The sequence below is a fragment of the Streptomyces pluripotens genome, from assembly GCF_000802245.2.
In the GTDB taxonomy this organism is placed as follows: domain Bacteria; phylum Actinomycetota; class Actinomycetes; order Streptomycetales; family Streptomycetaceae; genus Streptomyces; species Streptomyces pluripotens.
In genome coordinates, this window is sequence record NZ_CP021080.1 from 1,953,014 (window position 1) to 1,971,730 (window position 18,717).

General features: G+C 69.6%; 17 protein-coding genes, 1 tRNA gene and 1 pseudogene. 7 read left to right on the plus strand and 12 right to left on the minus strand.

Annotated features, from left to right (window positions below; translation table 11 throughout):
• Positions 1–157 precede the first annotated feature (157 nt).
• Together LK06_RS08650 and LK06_RS08655 are read right to left on the minus strand one after the other, a co-directional pair.
• Positions 158–826 (minus strand): HAD family hydrolase, encoded by a 669-nt coding sequence (locus tag LK06_RS08650; RefSeq protein WP_039654473.1) that lies wholly within the window; start codon positions 824–826, stop codon positions 158–160.
• Between the two features lie 371 nt (positions 827–1,197).
• Entirely contained in the window at positions 1,198–1,779 is a 582-nt protein-coding gene (locus LK06_RS08655) for a TMEM165/GDT1 family protein (RefSeq protein ID WP_043433329.1), read from the minus strand.
• A 517-nt stretch (positions 1,780–2,296) separates the two neighbouring features.
• Here LK06_RS08655 and LK06_RS08665 point away from each other — a divergent pair.
• Positions 2,297–2,809: pseudogene (locus LK06_RS08665) on the plus strand (transposase); the annotation flags it as partial.
• 33 nt (positions 2,810–2,842) lie between these two features.
• Here LK06_RS08665 and LK06_RS08670 read toward each other — a convergent pair.
• The 6 genes from LK06_RS08670 to LK06_RS08695 form a co-directional block, all read right to left on the minus strand.
• Positions 2,843–3,643 (minus strand): inositol monophosphatase family protein, encoded by an 801-nt coding sequence (locus tag LK06_RS08670; protein WP_039654476.1) that lies wholly within the window; start codon positions 3,641–3,643, stop codon positions 2,843–2,845.
• Between the two features lie 132 nt (positions 3,644–3,775).
• Positions 3,776–4,510 (minus strand): sensor domain-containing protein, encoded by a 735-nt coding sequence (locus LK06_RS08675; RefSeq protein ID WP_039654477.1) that lies wholly within the window; start codon positions 4,508–4,510, stop codon positions 3,776–3,778.
• 898 nt (positions 4,511–5,408) lie between these two features.
• Complete coding sequence (locus LK06_RS08680) at positions 5,409–6,053, minus strand: DedA family protein (RefSeq protein WP_086083214.1); 645 nt, start codon at positions 6,051–6,053, stop codon at positions 5,409–5,411.
• Positions 6,054–6,111: 58 nt separating this feature from the next.
• A complete protein-coding gene (locus LK06_RS08685; protein ID WP_039654479.1) occupies positions 6,112–6,567 on the minus strand; it encodes a DoxX family protein in 456 nt (151 codons plus the stop codon).
• Positions 6,568–6,678: 111 nt separating this feature from the next.
• On the minus strand, positions 6,679–8,649 hold the full coding sequence (locus LK06_RS08690) for an FAD/NAD(P)-binding protein (RefSeq protein WP_078858821.1): 1,971 nt from the start codon (positions 8,647–8,649) through the stop codon (positions 6,679–6,681).
• Positions 8,650–8,759: 110 nt separating this feature from the next.
• Positions 8,760–9,002: a DUF2277 domain-containing protein gene (locus tag LK06_RS08695; protein ID WP_039654544.1), complete on the minus strand. Its 243-nt coding sequence runs from the start codon at positions 9,000–9,002 to the stop codon at positions 8,760–8,762.
• A 91-nt stretch (positions 9,003–9,093) separates the two neighbouring features.
• Between LK06_RS08695 and LK06_RS08700 the strand changes: the two genes are divergently transcribed.
• Entirely contained in the window at positions 9,094–9,993 is a 900-nt protein-coding gene (locus LK06_RS08700; RefSeq protein WP_039654481.1) for a ketopantoate reductase family protein, read from the plus strand.
• Between the two features lie 156 nt (positions 9,994–10,149).
• Complete coding sequence (locus LK06_RS08705; RefSeq protein ID WP_039654482.1) at positions 10,150–10,497, plus strand: hypothetical protein; 348 nt, start codon at positions 10,150–10,152, stop codon at positions 10,495–10,497.
• Between the two features lie 178 nt (positions 10,498–10,675).
• On the opposite strand, the gene LK06_RS08710 is transcribed toward LK06_RS08705, so the two are convergent.
• Positions 10,676–10,747: transfer RNA gene (locus LK06_RS08710), tRNA-Val, on the minus strand.
• A gap of 273 nt (positions 10,748–11,020) precedes the next feature.
• Between LK06_RS08710 and LK06_RS33070 the strand changes: the two genes are divergently transcribed.
• The 3 genes from LK06_RS33070 to LK06_RS08720 all read left to right on the plus strand — a co-directional run bounded on the left by LK06_RS33070 (position 11,021) and on the right by LK06_RS08720 (position 13,377).
• The gene (locus LK06_RS33070) at positions 11,021–11,173 is read left to right on the plus strand and encodes a hypothetical protein (RefSeq protein WP_159025164.1); all 153 of its coding nucleotides are present in this window, start codon (positions 11,021–11,023) and stop codon (positions 11,171–11,173) included.
• A 78-nt stretch (positions 11,174–11,251) separates the two neighbouring features.
• Positions 11,252–12,718 (plus strand): hypothetical protein, encoded by a 1,467-nt coding sequence (locus tag LK06_RS08715; protein ID WP_039654483.1) that lies wholly within the window; start codon positions 11,252–11,254, stop codon positions 12,716–12,718.
• Between the two features lie 95 nt (positions 12,719–12,813).
• Entirely contained in the window at positions 12,814–13,377 is a 564-nt protein-coding gene (locus LK06_RS08720) for a DUF4383 domain-containing protein (RefSeq protein WP_052270070.1), read from the plus strand.
• Here the strand turns inward: LK06_RS08720 and LK06_RS08725 are convergent.
• The 3 genes from LK06_RS08725 to LK06_RS08735 form a co-directional block, all read right to left on the minus strand.
• Complete coding sequence (locus LK06_RS08725) at positions 13,365–14,468, minus strand: amidase domain-containing protein (RefSeq protein WP_039654546.1); 1,104 nt, start codon at positions 14,466–14,468, stop codon at positions 13,365–13,367. The two genes, LK06_RS08720 and LK06_RS08725, sit on opposite strands and share 13 nt — an antisense overlap.
• A 186-nt stretch (positions 14,469–14,654) precedes the next feature.
• Positions 14,655–15,950 carry a polysaccharide deacetylase family protein gene (locus LK06_RS08730; protein WP_039654484.1) on the minus strand — a complete coding sequence of 432 codons (1,296 nt, stop codon included), beginning with the start codon at positions 15,948–15,950 and terminating at the stop codon, positions 14,655–14,657.
• A gap of 46 nt (positions 15,951–15,996) precedes the next feature.
• Entirely contained in the window at positions 15,997–18,219 is a 2,223-nt protein-coding gene (locus tag LK06_RS08735; protein ID WP_374208141.1) for a transglycosylase domain-containing protein, read from the minus strand.
• Between the two features lie 269 nt (positions 18,220–18,488).
• On the opposite strand from LK06_RS08735, the gene LK06_RS08740 reads away from it, so the two are divergent.
• Positions 18,489–18,713 (plus strand): FmdB family zinc ribbon protein, encoded by a 225-nt coding sequence (locus LK06_RS08740; protein ID WP_039654485.1) that lies wholly within the window; start codon positions 18,489–18,491, stop codon positions 18,711–18,713.
• The last annotated feature ends 4 nt before the right edge of the window (positions 18,714–18,717 follow it).

Below are 18,717 nucleotides of genomic sequence, written 5' to 3' on the forward strand. Positions count from 1 at the left end.
CCGGGTCGGCTGGGATGCATCCCTTCCATCCTGGGTGGTGTTGTGGTGCACGGCCTCTTGAACCGTCCCAGGCCGGGCCCGGAGCACACCGCGCCCACAGCCGGCTGCGGCACGTCGGCGAACCGTCCCGGGCCAGGCTCGGGACGGCTGCGGCGCGTCAGCCGATGTGCAGCCGGATGGTCCCGTCGGTCGTAGCCCGGACACGGACTTGGGTGAGGTCACGCACGGTCACGTCGGGTCCGTGGGTGCAGGCGCGCGGCCCGACGCCCACGACGCGCATCCCCGCGGCACGCCCCGCCTCGATGCCGGCGCCGGAGTCCTCGAAGACGACGCAGTCGGCCGGATCGACACCCAGGTCCGCGGCGCCCTTGAGGAAGCCTTCGGGGTCGGGCTTGCTGGCGCCCACCGACTCGGCGGTGACACGGACGCCGGGCAGGGCAAGCCCGGCGGCGGCCATTCGGGCCGTGGACAGGGCGATGTCCGCGGACGTCACCAGGGCGTGCGGGAGACCGCGCAGGGAGGCGAGGAAGGCACTCGCGCCGGGGATCTCGACCACGCCGTCGGTGTCGGCAGTCTCCTCGGCGAGCATGCGGGTGTTGTCCGCGAGGTTCTGCTGCACCGGGCGATCGGGCAGGAGCACGGCCATGGAGGCGTGTCCCTGCCGGCCGTGGACGACCTTCATCACCTCGTCGCCGTCCAAGCCGTGCCGCTCGGCCCAGTTGCGCCAGATGCGCTCCACCACGGCGTTCGAGTTGACGAGGGTGCCGTCCATGTCGAGCAGGAGGGCGCGGGCGGTGAGGACGGTGGACGCGGCGGTGGCCGTCATCGGCAGCTCCAAGGGGCGGGTGAGGGGACGTACGGGCGGTCCCCGCAGGCCCCCCGAGGTTCCGGAGGGACAAGGCGGCCCCACCCGCCGGTCAGGGAAAACGGGCGGGAGCCACTTTGTTTCCCTACGGTACAAAATCCGGACCGGGTTCCGCCAGCTCAGCCATAAGGCTCAGCCGTAGGACTCAGATGTAGACCCTCCCATAGCGCTCACGCACGGCTCACCTGCAGCAGGGCTCATGAAAGGGCTGGGGGCTCACCTGACACGGGTCACGCAGGACCCACCTGGCGCAGGCAGGACCCACCTGGCGCAGGGCTCACGCACAACTCACCCGGCACGGTGACGCGTGCAGGACTCACCCGCCACCCGACTCAGCCCGCCACGGCCTCCCACAGGCTCCACACCCCGAGCACCGACATCAGCAGCGCGGCCACCTGCGTAATCAGCCGAAGCGGGACCCGGTTCATCAGAGCCTTCCCACCGGCGATGCCGAGTCCGGCGACGGCCCACAGAGCGAGCACCGCGCCGAGGCCGACGGAGAGCGGGGCGTCGTAGCGGGCGGCGAGGTTCGCGGTCATGATCTGCGTGAGATCGCCGAATTCGGCCACCAGGATGAGCGTGAAGCCCGTCCCCGCAACTCTCCAGAAGGTCTGACCCTCGGGCTTCTCGACCCCCTCCTCGTCCCCGCCCTTCTGCCACAGCATCATCGCGGCACCGCCGAGGAAGAGGACACCGGTCAAGGCGTACACGATCCGCTGCGGCAGCAGCGTCAGCACACTCCCGGCCGCGACGGCGAGCACGACATGCAGCAGGAAGGCGGCCGCGACGCCCGTGAAGACGTATGAGGCGCGGTAGCGGGCGCCGAGGACGAGGCCGGCGAGCGCGGTCTTGTCCGGCAACTCGGCGAGGAAGACGACGCCGAAGACGAGCGCCGCCACGGTGATGCTGATCAAGGTTCCTCAATCGGTCGGGGCTGCCCCGCCGAGAGTGCGGTACGTCACACAAGAACACCTCGGCACGGCAGCGCACGCTGCGCCCGCGCCGGTGGGCACGGGCGTGCACTGCTTGCCGAAGGTCTCGCTGGGCGGCCCATGAGATCCGCCTCCGGGCGCCGGCCCAGCCTGGCTGAGCAGTATGTCGACGATCCGGCGAAGAGCTACTCCCCTTCTGCGCCGTCCAGGGTACGGGATGGCGGACTTCCGCCCGGATCACCATGAGCGGCACCCGGCTGACCGACGGCGGCGCCGGCAGCACCGCGATAGGGCCCTCTGCGAAGCAGGACGGCACGAACGTCGCACACGGCACGCGCCGTGCGACCGTCAGCCGCACCGGGCACCACTCGCGCCACGGCACCCCGGCGCACCGGCGGCACGACGTGAACGATCAGTCGACGGCCCGCCCCGACAGGGCAGGACCCCGCGCCACCGCGAAACCCCGGACCCTGGGTGGCGCGTGAGCACGGCTTGCCTTCGGCCGCCCGACCGGCATCCCGCGACTTACCACCGCACCTACGGGGTCCGCTACTTCCACGGCTGCTACTCGATCGGCGACGACACCCTGTGGGGCGTCAACCGCCGCAAGAAAGGTGCCGTGAACACCCTGGCCGCGCTGAAGACGATCCGTGCCGCCCGCCCCGACGGGGCCCCGATCTCCGTGATTCTGGACAACCTGTCCGCCCACAAAGGCGCCGACATCCGTCGCTGAGCGAAGAAGAACAAGGTCAGCCTGTGCTTCACCCCGACCTACGCGTCCTGGGCCAACCCGATCGAGGCCCACTTCGGACCGCTGCGGCAGTTCACCGTCGCCAACTCCAACCACCGCAACCACACCGCCCAGACGCGGGCCCTCCACGCCTACCTGCGCTGGCGCAACGCCAACGTCCGCCACCCAGACGCCCTCACAGCTCAACGCCGTGAACGTGCCCGGATCCGCAGCGAGAAGGGCGTCCACTGGGGCGGCAGGCCCCTCCAGGCCGCAACCTGACCCAGCCCGACGAAAACCCATGCGGTCAAAGCACTAGCTTCGGCAGTGCATCATCGACATCAGCAGCCTGTGGGTCTCGTCGTCGGCGGCAACCACAAGCCCACGACCTGCCTCCCCAATCGGGGCACCGTCGATCCCGGTGACAACGCAGCCAGCAGCCCGGCACAAAGCGATGCCAGCCGCGAAATGCACGCTCCTGGAGAGGTCGCCGCCATCGGTGACATACGCAGCGCGCTTGCCGGCAGCCACCCAGGCCAGCGCCAGCGTCGTGGATACGACGCGCGGCCGGAAACGTTCGATGAACCCAGGATGGGCCAGCAGTTCCACGGCCCGGAATCCCGGCGCACTCGGGAACGGCGGATCCAGGTTGACGTCCACCAATCGGGTAGCGGGCGTGGGAGTCAGCAGTGCGTCGTCGGCCCCGTCATGCCGCACCCAGGCGGTCGCCGCGTCGGTGAAGAAGACCTCGCCGCTGAACGGGTCGGCCACGGCCGCCGCCCCACCGCGCAACGCCACGTTGACGGCCACCAGCATGTTGCCGACGGCGTAGTTCAGCGTGCCGCACAGGGGATCCACCAACCACTGGCGCACAGCGTCAGCAGCGCCCTGCTCCCCGCCTTCCTCGCCGAGCACCGCGTCATCGGGCCGTGCCGCACGGATGACGCCGAGGATCGTCTTCTCGGCCTCCACATCGGCGGCGGTGGCAAAGTCCCCGGCACCCTTGTCGATGCGGTTGAGCCGCTGGCCGTACATGTTGCGGACCACGTCCGCGCCAGCCCGCGCCCCGGCTATCGCGACTGCAGCATCGTCAGAGCTCGCGTATGAGTCGATCACGCCGTGCAGACTATCGAGGCGAAGCTACCGCCCCGGCGAACCTTCCCGGTCAGAGCACTAGAAAATGCCTCTCAGGGCCGGTGGGATGTCCGGTCCGGTGGTGCGGCCACGCACCACCGGACCGATCCCGAGTCAGCCGGTGGCTGCCGTCTTCAGCTTCTCGACCTGCTTGGCCATCAGCAGCTGCGGAACCGCAGGCACCTTGGCGGCCTTGAAGTCGAAGCTCGTAAAGACGGCCATAGACGAGCCGATGCGGATGTCGACCAGGCGTATCGTGAGGGCGTGGCCCTGGACGTCACCCGTCGCGTCCAGCGTGACGGCGTCGTCGCCCAGCGCGGGACCCGGCTGGACGGCGAGCCGCAACCGGGTGATGCTCCCGTCGTCCGGGCTCTTGCTCTTGTAGGTGGCGCAGGACTTCACAGCCGCCTTGAGCGCGGTCATGGCCTTCTCGGCGTCGCCCGCCGGGTAAGAGACGAGACGGCTGGAGATCATCGCTGATGCCTTGGCAGGCTGCGGATAGTCCTGGTCCACCGCTGCGGACGGCCTGATGGCCGCGTCGTTGGCCGCGATGTCGGCGATGGGCTGGCAGCTGGCAGGCATTGTGGTATCGGCCTTGCCGAACATGTCCTCACCCTTGTCGGGCTTGGATGCCTTGAAGCCGGCCGGTACCTCCGCACTGGTCAGCAGGGCCTGCTGCAGCGCAGCCTTGGTCAGCGTGTGGTCGACAGGTGACGGAGAAGCCGGCGCCGAGGCGGCGGGGGAGGCAGCAACACCGCCGGTCGCCGTGCCGCTGCTGGAGCAGCCCGAGACGGCCAGCGCCAGGCCGGCAACCAGCGCGGCACCGGCAAGACGGGTGGTACGGGACATGAACCGTCCTTTGTTGTAGGTAATGAGGAGCGGTCAGATTAGTACGCCGTTCGGACGCCACCGGGAGGGGACCGGTCGGAACCGCACGGGCAGCCGTGGAAGTAGGTGCCCTGCCCGCAGGGCTGCGGCTACGTCGGCCAACCGGAGATCCGGCCGAGCATCCTTTACGGGCTATTCGCAGTTTCGACAACTCTCCCACCGGGGGGGAGACTCACTTTTCAGGTCTTCTTGGACGGGAATCCGCAACCAGCGCATGACGCCGACGCGCTCGCCGAAGGGTTGCTGGAACGATTTGGGGCGCTTGACGTCTCTCCCTTGATCGTCGGATCCGCCGTTAGATTTACACTCCACCTCGCCGGTCATGGCACTCGTCGGCACCACGCGCGTTGCTCGCGTCGACACCGCATCTCCCGCCGAGGTGTGGAAGCAGCATCGTTCCGAAACAGGGATCAGCCGCGCCGAGTACGACACCTCCATGGACGGCGCAGCCCAGGCATCGGCGCTTTTGCCGGAAGCCCCCGAACGGCTGGAAGAACCCGTGCCGCTGGCCCACCTTCGGGCCGGTGGCACCTTCCACCCGCCGCAGAGCTACCGCTACATCGCTGAAGACGCCCTCCGAGGCTTGGTCGCTGAGCATGCCATGGCTGACGTCCTACTCGATCAGCTCACCAGAGCGACTCCGACTGCCTCCGCTGCTTCCACAGCACGTGCGTCGGGCGCAGCCGTGCGTGGCTCACTCCGGTCAAACTTTGGCAGCCAAAATGGGGCACTCGGCGCTCCGCTCCGCTGTCCTGTTGGTGGGGCCGACATCGCCCCAGTCCGGTGTGACGGTGCCCGAGCTCACGGCTCGTATGGCGTGGGCGGGCAACCCACGCAGACGGCGTCGCCCCGACGGGCTTCAGGCCGGACGGCGCCGGACCAGGAAACCGGCCACCGCCCCGGCCGCGAACAGCGCGGCCACCGAGACCACCGTGGCCAGCCAGGTCGCGCCCAGCCACTGGGCCCCGTAGTAGCCGAGGGCCACGCTGTAGGCGGCCCAGAACAGGCCGGCCAGGGCGGACCAGGGCAGGAAGTCGCGGGCGCGCCGGTGCGCGGCGCCAGCACACAGGGAGACGACCGAACGGCCGGCCGGGGCGAAGCGGGCCAGGATCACGAGCCCACCGCCGCCCCGGGTGAGGGCGTCGCCGAGACGTTCCTGCGCGGTGGTCAGCCGCCTGGAGCGGGCGATCGCCCGGTCCAGGCGCTCCCCGCCCCGCCAGGCCAGTCGGTAGACCGCCAGGTCACCGAGGAGCGAGGCGGTCGCCGCGGAGAGGACCAGGGCCAGGGTGTCCGGAACGCCGTGCGGGACCCGGCCCGCCGCGGCGCCCGAACCCGCTGCCGCGGCGGTGCCGGCCGTGATGACGAGCACGCCGCTCGGCAATACCGGCAGGAACACGTCAAGCAGCACCGACAGGGCCACCACGACGTATATCCATGGCCCGGCCGCGAGCGACCCCACACTCTCGAACACGGCGACTCCCGTCACTCCCCCATTGACAGCCATACAGCGTACGCCGGGGGTGCGACGAAAGATCCGCGGGGGGCTCAGGTGACCCTGGGGCTCACGCCGCTATGGGCGCCCGCTCCGCGGCGGTCTCGCCGTCCGCCGCTGTGCGCCGGCCGAGGAACCGGTCGAGGCCGAAGGCGCCGGAGCCCGTGAAGACCAGCAGGAAGAACGACCAGCAGAACAGGACCGACAACTCGCCGCCGTTCTGAATGGGCCACAGGGCGGCCCGTTGGTGAACGTCGAAGTAGGCGTAGGCCATCGAGCCCGAGGCGATCAGCGCGGCCCCGCGGGTGCCGAGGCCGAGGAGCACCAGAGCGCCGGCGACCAGTTGGATCACGGCCGCGTACCACCCCGGCCAGGTGCCGGCCTCGATCGCGCCGCCGTGGCCGCCCCTCGCGCCCCCGAGGACGCCGAAGAGCGAGGCGGTGCCGTGCACCGCGAAGAGCAGGCCGACGATGACGCGGAACAGCCCGACGACGTAGGGCTGAGCGGCGTTGAGACGTGGGGACATAGAGGGTTCTCCTCTTCGGTGTCGGTCGGGCCGGCCGGCGCCAGGGGACAGGGGGGACAACGCGGTCGGCCAGGGGAGCGGCGGTACCGAGTGAGGGAAGGTTAGGTGCCCCTAATCAATACTTGCAAGTTCAACATCTGGCCATTTCTCCACCCCTGCCTGTGACCCCGCCCCGGGAACCGCCGCACGCAGGACACCCCGTGCCACCGCGTCGGCATCCGAAAGAGTGACCGAATCCACACCTGGACGAGCGCCGGCAGCAGTCACCCAGTGGACGCCTTCCGTCGGCACTCCGAAAGCGAACCTCCTTTTGTTGACGCAACCTTGACGGTCGATCAGGCGATAGGGCCGCCGTGTTACGTCCAGCCCTCCCGTTTCGTAACCGTCCACGGCGTGCGGTCGGCAGCCCCCGTCCGCCAGCAGCCGCGCGAGCAGGGGGTCGGCGGTGCGCCGCAGATCCGGCACCGGAAGACGCGCCTCTATGAGAGTGGTCACGCGCACTGCCGAGCCCGGCACGTCCGGCGAGTACGCCACCCAGGCCGCGTCCCGCGTGTGCACCTCGAGACGGGGGCCGAGCACCTCCACCACACCCGCCGCGAGCAGGGCCGTCAGTTCCTCGATGCGGCGCCGGGGCGGACCGATGGAGAGGAAGGCGTTGAGCGGGGTGTACCAGCCGTCCAGGTGAGCCCGGCGGGAGGCCCCGCTCAGCCCGCCGTGATCGACCAGCAGCCGCAGCTCGTTGCGCAGGTCCCGGAGCACATCGAGCGCGGCCTTGCGCGGCCCGCGCACATTGCCCAGGGCTGCCTGCGCGGCGTCCGCGCGCAGGTACCCCAGCAGCCAGGTGCGCCACTCCCCCGGTTCGGTGAACTCCCGTTCCCCGTACGGACGGGACATCTGCTCCCAGTTCCACCGATCGCCCGCCGGAACCGCGAACTCGTCCAGCAGGGCGGCCTCTTGAGGGGCACCGTGCGGCACAGCGAGAAACCGCGGCACGAAGTCCGGTTGGCGGACCAGCGCGCCGTAGTAGACCGCTTCCACCTCCTTCGCCACCAACGGCCATATGCCGGTCAGGAAATCGGAGGCCTCACCGGAGTCGGCGCGCTTGCGGAACCCGGCGATCACCTCCGGCGTGAGGATCAGGGGGGCGTGCCGGCCGTACGGGCCCTTGGCGTTGTCACCGCGCGCCTGGTACGGCACCCCACGCCGCGAACCGGCGTACAGCCGGGGCTCCCGACCAGAGGGCAGGTACCGCAGTCCGTCGTCAGATCCGCGCGACACGAAGCGGCCACCTCGACCGGTCGTCAACAGCGCTACGTAATCAAAGAAGTTGAGGCCCAGTCCACGCAGCAGCACGGGCTCCCCGGGCCGGAGCGCACCGAGGTCGACGTCGGCCGGATTGGCGGGCGGAACGTGGCACAGGCCGTGCCGGGCCGCGTAACCGGCGGTACGTCGCTGTTCCTCGTCGCCGACGACGGCCAGGTGCCCCTGGATCAGGACCACCGCTGCCAGGCCCGGCAGTACTCGTCCGTTGTCGAGGGTGAGCACCTGGCGGCCGTCGGCTTCGTCCTCCAGTTCTACGGCGCAGGCCCGGTGGACGTGCACGCGGACCGCCTCCGGGGCCTCGCGGACGATCTTGGCGAACACCCACGCCAGATAACGGCCGTAGTGGGACCGGGACGGATAGTCGTCCGGGCCAATCTCGGTCCCGGCCCGCCCCCACTCGTACAGGCTGGGGCCCGGGCATATCGGACCCGAGCAGTCCACGGTGGCGTCGGTGAACAGCGTCACCTGGCTCGCCACGGTGTTCATCAGCAACTCGGCGGGCTGGTCGGTCCGCCACACCCGGCCGGGGCCGGGCGGCGCCGGGTCGATGACATGGACCGTCAGTCGGACCCCGGGCGGCAGCAGTTCCGGTACGGAGGCGCAGAGACGCTCCAGGACGCTGGTTCCGCGCGGTCCGGCCCCGACCAGGGCGACGGAGACCGCGGTGGATTCCTGGTTCGGTGCAGACAAAGGCGTGACTCCCGGGCGTTGGGGCGCATGACGGCGAACTGTCCGCGGAAGGCGGACGGCCTGCCTCATCATGCCCGTCCGGCTACCGCGGAACAGGCCCCACTCCCGACTCCGCCTACTTCAACGTCCTATACGCAGAACTGAGTTGTCCACACAGCAGGGGCCGTCGGCGCATCTGGCTAGCCCGCCCCGCCCCCGGGGCGCCCGGCGGCGCTCCCTCGCACCTGCAAGTCACCGAGCAGCTCCGCCGTGGCCTCGGCCACGGCGGTCACCGCACGATCGAAGACCTCGCGGTTGTGGGCGGCGGGGGCCCGGAAGCCCGAGACCTTCCGGACGTACTGCAGCGCGGCGGCACGGATGTCCTCGTCCGTGGCCTCACCGGGCAGTGCGGGCGGGCGCAGCGTCTTGATGTTCCGGCACATGCCACCAGTCTTCCGCAGCCCGGCCGCTCCTGCGATGATCACGGCGAAGGCGGCCACCGACCCGGGGCCGACCGTCGAAAGGAACAGCCTCATGGCGACCCAGTACACCGTGGCCGTACTCGGCCCCGGCGGCACGGGCGGCCTCCTCGCCGCCCTTCTGACCCGCTCCGGCCATCGCGTCATCTGCCTGGCCCAGGACAGCACGGCGGACACGCTGCGCCGCACCGGAATAGCCGTCCGCAGCGCACAGTTCGGCGAGTTCACCGCCCCCGTCCAGGCGGACACCGAACTGCGCGAACCGGTCGACGCGTGCCTGATCACCGTCAAGCACACCGCACTCGACGCCGCCCTCACCCGCGTCCCGCCCACCGTCCTCGGTGACGCCCTCGTCGTACCGCTCCTGAACGGCGTCGAGCACCCCGCCACGCTGCGCGCCCGCTACCGGCCCGACCGAGTCGCCCCGGCCGTGATCCGCGTGGAGTCCACCCGGCTGGCTCCCGGCGTGATCGAACACGGCAGCCCATTCACGGAGATCGACCTCGCCGGCGACGCCGTGCCCCGTACGCGTCTCGACGGGCTCGCCGACGCCCTCACCGCCGCCGGTACGACGGCCCGCGCGGTCGGGGACGAGACGGCGGCCCTGTGGGCGAAGCTGACGTTCCTCGCTCCCTTCGCCCTGCTCACCACGCGCTACCGCCTCCCGCTCGACGAGGCCCGCACGCGCCACGGGGAGGAGCTGGAGGCACTGGTCGCCGAGGCCGCCGCGGTCAGCCTCGCCTGCGGTGCCCCCGCCGACCCGGCACAGGCCCTGCGCCGCTACGACGCCTTCCCACCCGGTGCCAAGTCGTCTATGCAGCGCGACGCCGAGGCGGGCCGCCCGCTCGAACTCGACCCGATCGGCGGGGCGCTGCTGCGCGCGGCCGGGCGGCACGATGTGCCCGTGCCGGTGACGGCACGCCTCGTACGAGAGCTACGGGACGCCGGTCACTGAACGCCGCCAGTCGTTCACCAGGCGTGCCGGCACTGGCCTTCGGGCACTGAAGGCCCGCGTCCGGGCCGGCACGCCCACCCGGCACGGGTGTCACCCGCGCCGAGGGACGGGCAAGCGGATTCGCTCCGCTAAATCGAACAGGCGTAGCATTACCGCGTGGCTACGACCTCTGGATTCCCCCGTGACCTCCTGGCCGGCCAGGAGGAACTGCATCGGGTCCGGGCCGAGCTGTCGGCCCTGCTCAAACGGCTTCCCTGGTCGGTGGAACCGATGGACGGCTTCCATGACGACAGCGGCTGGCGCAAGGTGGAACGGCCCGCGTCCCCCGGCTGGACGGTGAACGAACAGGCCGAGGTGGAGAAGCTGCGGCGCCGCGAACACGAACTCGCGGTGTTCGTCAGCACGCACCGTTTCTGGGCCGAGGTCGCCGCGGCGGATCGGGTGGAAGCCCGCAGGAACCTCAAGTACGCCCACGAAGGGACGGCGACCGAAGACAATGGCTGAGCGGCTTCGGCGCCGCCCGTCGCGACGAACCCAGAACCACCACGAAGACCGTGGTCACGCAAGACTGCGGAAGACCGTGGACCACGGCGGAAGCATCACGAGGAGCCTCGGAACTGCGGAAAACCCTGGACGCCTCGTGGAAGAGACCCCGCGGAGACTCCTCCGAGGGGCCGGACGGTGGGCGCGGACGGTTTCGAACCGCCGACATCCTGCTTGTAAGGCAGGCGCTCTACCCCTGAGCTACGCACCCCGAAGGCCCGGATCGCTGCCCGGGACGAGTCGACAGCCTACCTTGCCGGGACCTGTGCGCGGCAAATCCGTGCCGGGGTCGTTGCGCGCAAACCCGCGCCGACTGTGTCCCGTGCGGGCACGGAAGAGGGGGTGGGGCTGGCCCCTCTTCTCTTCCGGAACGGCTCGGTGGACACCTCCTCGGGAACCGGACGCCCCTTTCGGAACGGCTCGGCGGACGTCAGGCTCTCCGAGCCGCGCGAGCGGGTGGATGCCTCCCGCGACAACGGAGCCCGTGACGGTCGCCCTGTCCAAGGGCGCCCACCGGGTGCTCGCGGGGTCCGACAACGGGACGGCGCCGGTGTCCGTACCCCGCGACGACGCCCGCGGGCACCGGGTGTCGATCCCGTCCTCGAACGGAAAGGTCACGGTGCGCACAACGAACTGACCGGCCCGTGTGTTCGTCTTCAACGGGTGGGACAATGGCAGGCACCACCCACGGCGAACCACAGCACGGGAGAGGGATGTGACGGCGACACCGGGCACGCCACCTTCGCAGCCGTACCCACCGCCGCCGACCGCACGGCCCCGGCGCAACCGTGAGACGGCGCAGTCGCCGTCCGCACGGCCCGCGCACGCTGGACGACACGCGGCACCTCCTCGCCGGCCCACGGCTCTGCGCGACGCCCTCACCCTGATGGGGCTGCCCGTGCTGGTCGCGCTCGGGCTGTCCGCCACGTTCGCCGGCGGGGGCACCCGGCGCTGGTTCGGCGGGCGCGCGGACAGCCAGCGGGTCGAGGCGCAGGCCGCGAAGGACGCCGCCGCAGCGGCGTTCTACGAACTCGACACCGCCCAGCGGGACCTGAGGATTTCCATCGAGACCATCACGGCCGTGGACGACTCCCCGGCCGCTCAGCGTGTCGTCGCCGACTTCGAGGCGCTCGGCGGGCGGATCGACGAGGTCAGCCAGCGGTACATCCACGCCGTCGACGCCCATGATCTCGACCGGGACGACCTGACGGCCGCGACGGCCGGACGCGCGCGTTCCGAGCTGACCGCGGCGAAGGACGAGCTGCTTCGGGTCAAACAGGAGCTGGACCGGTTCGGCAGCTCGCTGGGGCCGCTCCTCGGGAAGGCCGAGACCCAGCTCGCCCGGCTGGCACCCGCCGTGGAACGGGCCCGGCAGTCGCTGCTGGCGGCGAGCAACGCCCTGGACACCGTGCGGGAGCACGGTCTGCGGGCCGATGACCTCGCCGCGCGGCTGGCCGCCCTCTCCCCGGAACTGACCATGCTGAACCAGGGAGCCGGACAGCACGGCGTGGACCAGACGCTTCAGCGGGCCGAGCGGGTGCAGCGGGAGGCTGGGGCGATCCGGGCCGAGGCCGAGCGGCTGCCGGAGAAGGCGGCCGAAATCGATCACCGGCTGGTCTCCCTGAGGACCAGGGCCCAGGCGCTGACCACGCGTTCCGGGCAGGTGGAGCCGGTGCTCAGCGAGTTGCGGCGCCGATTCGCGGCCGCGTGCTGGCAAGATCTGCAGCAGGTACCGGAACAGGCCGCACAGAACGTCCGGCAGGCCGAACTGAAGCTCCGCGAGGCACAGACGGCGCGGGAGGCCCAGCGCTGGCCGGACGCCAGCTCGCTGCTGTCGACCGTGCGAGCCCTGCTCAATGCCACGGACGAAGCGGTCTCGGCCGCTGGTGACCGGCTGAACAGCCTGAACGCCGTGCAGAAGGATCCGCAGGCGGAGATCGACCGTACCCGGTTCGCGATCCGGGACGCCCAGCGGCTGGCGATGACCGGCCGTACGACCCCCGATCCGCGGCACGCTCGGCCGCTGGACGACGCCGTGGCCCGGCTGGAGCGGGCGATCGGCACCCTGGAGGGTGGCCGGCACCCCGATTACTGGCACTTCCTGACCGAGACGGATGCGGTACGGCAGACGGTCGCGCGGGTGGTGGCGCAGATCCGTGAGGAACGCGGCGGCGGGCATTGATGCCCGATCCGACCCGCGCGTGTTGCCGGGTGGTGGTAGGCAGGCGGATATTGAGATGGACGAAGGGCCTCCGCTAACGCCCGAGGGAGGCGGATATGGCCACACACACAGTGCACACGGGGCCGCGACGGCGGATCCGGTTCGACGAACACCTGCCTGTTGACCACCGGCTGAACCTGGTCTACCGGATCGGTGCGGGCCTGATCGGCCTGTTCCTCGTCGTCTTCGGCATCCTGGGCCTGCTCGACCAGATCGGATTCTTCAACACGGGTGGTGACACGGTCGTCGGGCTGAACACCAACGGCGCGCTGAGCGTGCTGTCGATCTGCGTCGGGGTGATCCTCTTCGTGGGCATGGTCATCGGCGGGAACGTCGCGTCCACGCTGAACATGGTGTTCGGCGTGCTGTTCCTGCTGAACGGTTTCCTGTTCCTCGGTCTGCTGGACACCGACAGCAACTTCCTGGCCTTCAGGATGCAGAACGTGTTGTTCAGCTTCATCGTGGGCCTGCTGCTGATGACCTTCGGGATGTACGGCCGGGTGGGTTCCGCCCTGCCGCACGACAACCCCTACTGGAGGGCCCGGCACCCCGAGGCATCGCCGCAGCGGCCGGAGCAGCCGCGGGAGCCGGGGAGCCGGGACCAGAGTCAGGTGCGGTAGGCGTAGAACGCCGCGTTCGGGTACGAGGCGACGAGACTCGCCACCGACCTGTTGTAGGTGTTGGTGGAGTGGTACGTCACGTACGGCACGCCCCACCGGCTGCGGTAGGTGACGATCATGGAGTGGTCCTTGGACCCGTCCCTGTTGAAGTCCATCTGCAGCACGTCACCGACGTCCATTTGGTAGACGTTGGAGAGGCTGGTGACGCGCTTGGAGGACAGGGCGAACCAGGAGAACTCGTTGACGCCGACGAACGAGTCCGACTGGATCTCGGAGTTCCCGAACCACTTGTGGTAGTCGTACGTGTAGCCCGGCACATGCTTCCAGCCACCCGCCTTCAGGGACTGGCTGACGAAGTTGGTGCAGTCGCCGCCGGCGCCCGCCCCGTTGAAGTCGGGGTAGGCCGGGTTGTAGTGGTTCCAGTACTTGGCCGCGTAGTCCGCCATGGCCTTGTAGTCGTAGCCCGAGGACGAGAAGTCCTTGGGCCTGGACGGGGCCGGCCACGAGGTGGAGGCGCGGGGGGCGTCCGGCGGACCGTCGTCCGTGGCCGCGTCCGCCTTGGTGACGGTCGGCTGGGCAACCTGGTTGACCGCAAGGTAACCGTCGTCGGTGTCCTTGATGCGGGTCAGCTGCCAGTTGCCCCGCCGGTCGGCGCGGAAGGTCAACTCGTGGTGGGCCTGGAAGCCGGTGGTCTTCGGCTCGTTGCCCTTCACCTTCCGATACGTCAGAGACGTGGTCTCGGTGACGTCGACCGTGGCGCGCCGCCCGTGCACCTGGGTGGCGTCCAGCTTGACGCTGGTGTGGCCGGCACTGTACTTCTCGCCCAGCTTCGCGAGGCGGGACTTGCGCCCCTGCAGCTGCGCGAGCGCCGAGCGCTCCTCGCGGGACTGCTTGCCCGACAGGCGCACCCTGCCGGAGAACCTCTTCGTGCGCTGCTTCCTCTTGCCGTGCCCCGAACCATCCACCAGCGCCTGCGTGCGGTCGGTGAACACCGCGTCGGCCAGCCGTTGGAAGGTTGCCTTGGTCGCCGGGTTCACGGTCGGGTCGTCGGTAACCGCTGCGCCCGCAGTCCAGTTGGGCACCAGTGCCACACCGGCGACCACGGAGGCCGCGGCGGCGGTGACTATCGCGGTACGGCTCCGCTTACGACTCAGTCTTCTTGATTTCAATGATGTTTCCCCTCTATGCCGGTACACCTACCGGGCGAGGCATCTTTGCACGAAACGTGTGTCCGGTGTGAAGACTGTTGCACAAGTGGAACGAACAGTCCGGGAAGCTCACTTGATGAACGTTGACCAGTCGGGCGCCTGCGCCGGATCGAGCGTCCTCAGCCGCTGGAGCGTCGCCGGCTTCTGCGCATCGAGCCAGTTGGTCAGTTCCCTGAAGGACACGCACTTGACGCCCTTCTTGGTACAGACGTTCTTGATGATCTGGTCGATGGCCTTCATGTAGATGCCACCGTTCCAGTCCTCGAAGTGGTTGCCGATGAACAGCGGGGCGCGGCTGCCGTAGTACACGCGATTGAAGCCGGCCATGTAGGAGTTGACGGTCGTCTGCTCCCACTCCGCGTACTTCGACGGATCGCCGTGGGTCTCGCCGTCCGACTGGTTGTAGAGGAAGTTGAAGTCCATCGACAGGCCCTGGAACTTGCCGTTCTCGTACGGGAGCATCTCCAGTGGGAAGTCCCAGATGCCGCTCTTCTTCCTGGGCCATATCTGGAAGTCGCCGGGGGAGCTGGCGTCGTAGCGCCAGCCGTAGTTCTTGATGGCCTTCAGCAGGTTCGGCTGGCCCTCCAGGCAGGGCGCGCGACCGCCGATGACCTCCTTCCTGAAGTCGAAGGGCAGCGCGGGTATGTCCTTGTAGCCGGTGTTGGTCTTCCAGTGCTCCACGAAGTCGTAGAACTGGTCGATCTCGCTCTTCCACTCCTTGACGCTCCAGTCACCGCCGCCCTTGGGGCCGCAGAAGTGGCCGTTGAAGTGGGTGCCGATCTCGTTGCCGTCGTTGTAGGCCTTGCGGAGTTCGCCCAGCGTGGCGCGGATGTGCTCATCGGTGGCGTAGTCGATCGCGGCGTCACCCGGCGAGTGCTGCGGGCCGTGGTACTGGGACTTCTTGCTCTTGGGCAGCAGGTAGATGCCCGTGAGGAAGAAGGTCATGTGGGCGTTGTACTGCTCGGCCATCTCCCGGTAGTGCGAGAAGAGGTGGTCGCTGCCTTCCAGGGCACCGTCCCAGGAGAAGACCACGAACTGGGGAGGCTTCTCACCCGCTTTGAGCGGCACCGGCTTCAACAGGCCTTTCTGCGGGCCCGTGTAGGACGTGGAGCCGTCACCGAGGATCTTCGTCTTGCCGTCCCACTGCACGGACGGCGTGGCCTGCGGGGTGGCTTCCTCGGGCGCCTTGCCGGCAGCGGCGGTCGGCGCCGTGTGGTCCGGGCGGTTCAGCGCCAGATAGCCGGCGACCAGAGAGGTCGTGACGAGGAAAGCGGCCAGCGTCAGGACCTGCGGGCGGCTGACGGCGGGTACGCGTCGGCGGGCGGGGGCGCGACGGCGCCCCGTCGATGACTTCTTTCGGAACATGGGCGGCTCATTCTCCGAGGGGGGCGGGGGTGGTACGGGTCCGACGTCAGTCAAGACCCATCGCCACCGACCAGAGGTTGTACGGCACGCTGTCGGTGGATGTTCCGGCCAGTCCGTGGAGCGGCAGCGGCTCCAGGGACTTCGCCAGGTCGATCCGGTAGACGACGACCGCAGTGGAAACGGAGTCGGCTGTACCCGCGTACCAGGCGGCCGTGTCCTTCTCATTGCTGCCGGCCTTGCCGGACACTCCCGCCTTAGTGCCGGCCACGGACGGGTGGGCGGCCCGGAACGAGTCGGTGAGCGCCTCGGTGACATCCGCGGCCACACCGGCCCTGACGGCACGCTTCGGTCGCGGGGTGGCCAGGGCGACCGGGGTGCCGTTGCGGGTGATCCGGCTCACCGAGTACGGATCGGTGTGCTTGCCCCCGGCGGCGAACGTGCTGTAACCGCTCGCCATGCGGATCGCGCTGGGCGTGGAGGTGCCCATCGACAGTTCGGGCACCTGGCGGCCGATGCTGGAGCGCAGCAGCCCGGATGCCACGGCGGTCTGCCGCACCTTGTCCAGGCCGGTGTCCATGCCCAACTGCATGAAGGGCGTGTTCACCGACTGAGCCAGGGCGTGACGCAGGGTGATCCGCCCGTAGGACTTGCCACCGTCGTTGCGTGCGGCAACCTTTCTGCCACTGCGGTCCCAGTAGGGCCCCTCGGGGGTCGAGACGGGCACGGCGTCATCGCCGTCGTAGACGCTGTACGGAGTGACGGGCGTGGCGGGCCCCACCCGCGTCTTGTGGACACCGTGCTGGAGCCCGGCGGCGTAGACGAACGGCAGGAACGCCGAACCGGCCGGTACGGTGGTCGCGTTGGACTCGTTGTATCCCTGTCTGCGGTGGTCCGGACCACCGTAGACGGCGAGGATCCGGCCGTTGGCGGCCACCGAGGCGGCACCGTAGTGGCCGCTCTTCGCCGCGGCCGGGTTCTGCTTCTTCGCCTGCTTGCGGACCTTGGTGACGGCGTCGGTGAGCGCCTTCTCCCGCTTGCGGTCGAAGGTGGTGTAGATCTGGTAGCCACCGAGGTCGAACTGCTTGTCGGTCAAGTGTCCGGCCTTCTTCGCGTACTGCGAGGCCAGCTCCACCAGATAGTCGCTCTGCTCACCGGTGTCGTAGAGCGGGTTCGACTTCAGCGGCTCGGGAAATGTCTTGTACGTGGCCCGCTCGGCCGGCGACAGCTTGCCGATCTTGACCATGCGATCCAGGATCCAGCTCCACCGCTGCACGGCCCGGCGGTGGTTGGCCTTGCTGAGGGTCGGGTCGTAGAGGCCGGCGCCCTTGAGCAGCGAGGCGAGCATGGCCGCCTCGGAGGCGTTGAGTTTGCTGACGTCCTTGCCGTAGTAGGCCTGGGCAGCACGCTGGATGCCGTAGGTGCCGCGGCCGAACCAGCTGGTGTTGAGGTAGCCCTCCAGGATCTGGTCCTTGCTCATCTTGTTGTCGAGCTTGAGGGCGATCATGGCCTCGGTGAACTTCCGGCTGATCGTCTGGTTCTGGTTGAGGTAGACGTTCTTGACGTATTGCTGCGTGATCGTCGAGCCCCCCTCCGTGTCACCCTGGCCGACCGTGCGCCACACGGCCCGTGTGATGCCCTTGAGGGAGATACCGGGATCGGTGTAGAACGTCTCGTTCTCCGCCGCTATCACCGCCCAGCGGACGTCCTGGGGTATGTCCTTCAGTGGCATCGCCTGCCGCTGCACCCAGCCGGTCCGGGCCATCGGCGTTCCGTCGGACCAGAAGTAGACGTTGTCCTGCTGGGTGGCGTACGAGTTCAGGTTGTCGGGTATGTCCGTGGCAGCGTACGCGACGACCAGGAACAAGGTGACCAGACCGCAACCCGACAGCACGGATCCCAGCCACTGGCGCCAGGACGGTATCCAGCGGCGCCATCCGGTGCGTCCAGGACGCGGGTAGCGCGGTCTGAGGCGGCGGGCGTACCGGGCGAGCGGCGCGAGCCGGGACCCGAGAGCGGTGGCCGGCGTGGCCCGGGCCGTCGGACGAGCGCGGGAAGGGCCCGTGCCGTGCCGGCGGGCGGCCCGGCCGCCGGTACCGGACGGTTCCGGTTGCGGAGGCGGAGGCGGCACGCGCAGTTGCATCGTGGCGTCGGCGCGGAGCGCATCGACCCGCAGATGCAGCGTAGCGTCCGCACCCTGGGACTGGTCGTCCCGTGGCCGGGCGTCCCCGTCCCCCTTCGTCTCGTCCGTCCGCTGCCATGCATCGGACATGGCTGCGCCTCCCCTCGCGATCGTTCTTGCGCGCGTGGTCGGACAGAGCAAGAGGCCACAGCAGGTGGCAGCCGCGTCGTTCGCAACGCTGTGAGCCCCTATTTCCCCCCGGCCTTGCGGCTCCGCTCTCCCCCGGCCTCACGGCCCGTCGCGGCGCTGCAAAGGTACCAGCGATCTTTGCAAATTCTTCGCACTAGTGTCGGGGAGAAACGAACACTCATGAAACATCGACACGCTGTGACTGCGGACACGCCGGTTAATCTGGGTCCATGCCTCGCTACGAATACCGCTGCCGGACCTGCGGCGACTCATTCGAATTGTCCCGGCCCATGGCGGAGTCCGCCGCCCCCGCCACCTGCCCCGAAGGCCACGACGACACCGTGAAGCTGCTGTCGACCGTGGCCGTGGGCGGCGCCTCCGCCGCCCCCGCCCCCGCCCCGGCCCCCCGGGCGGGCGGGGGCGGCGGCTGCTGCGGCGGGGGATGCTGCGGCTGAGCCC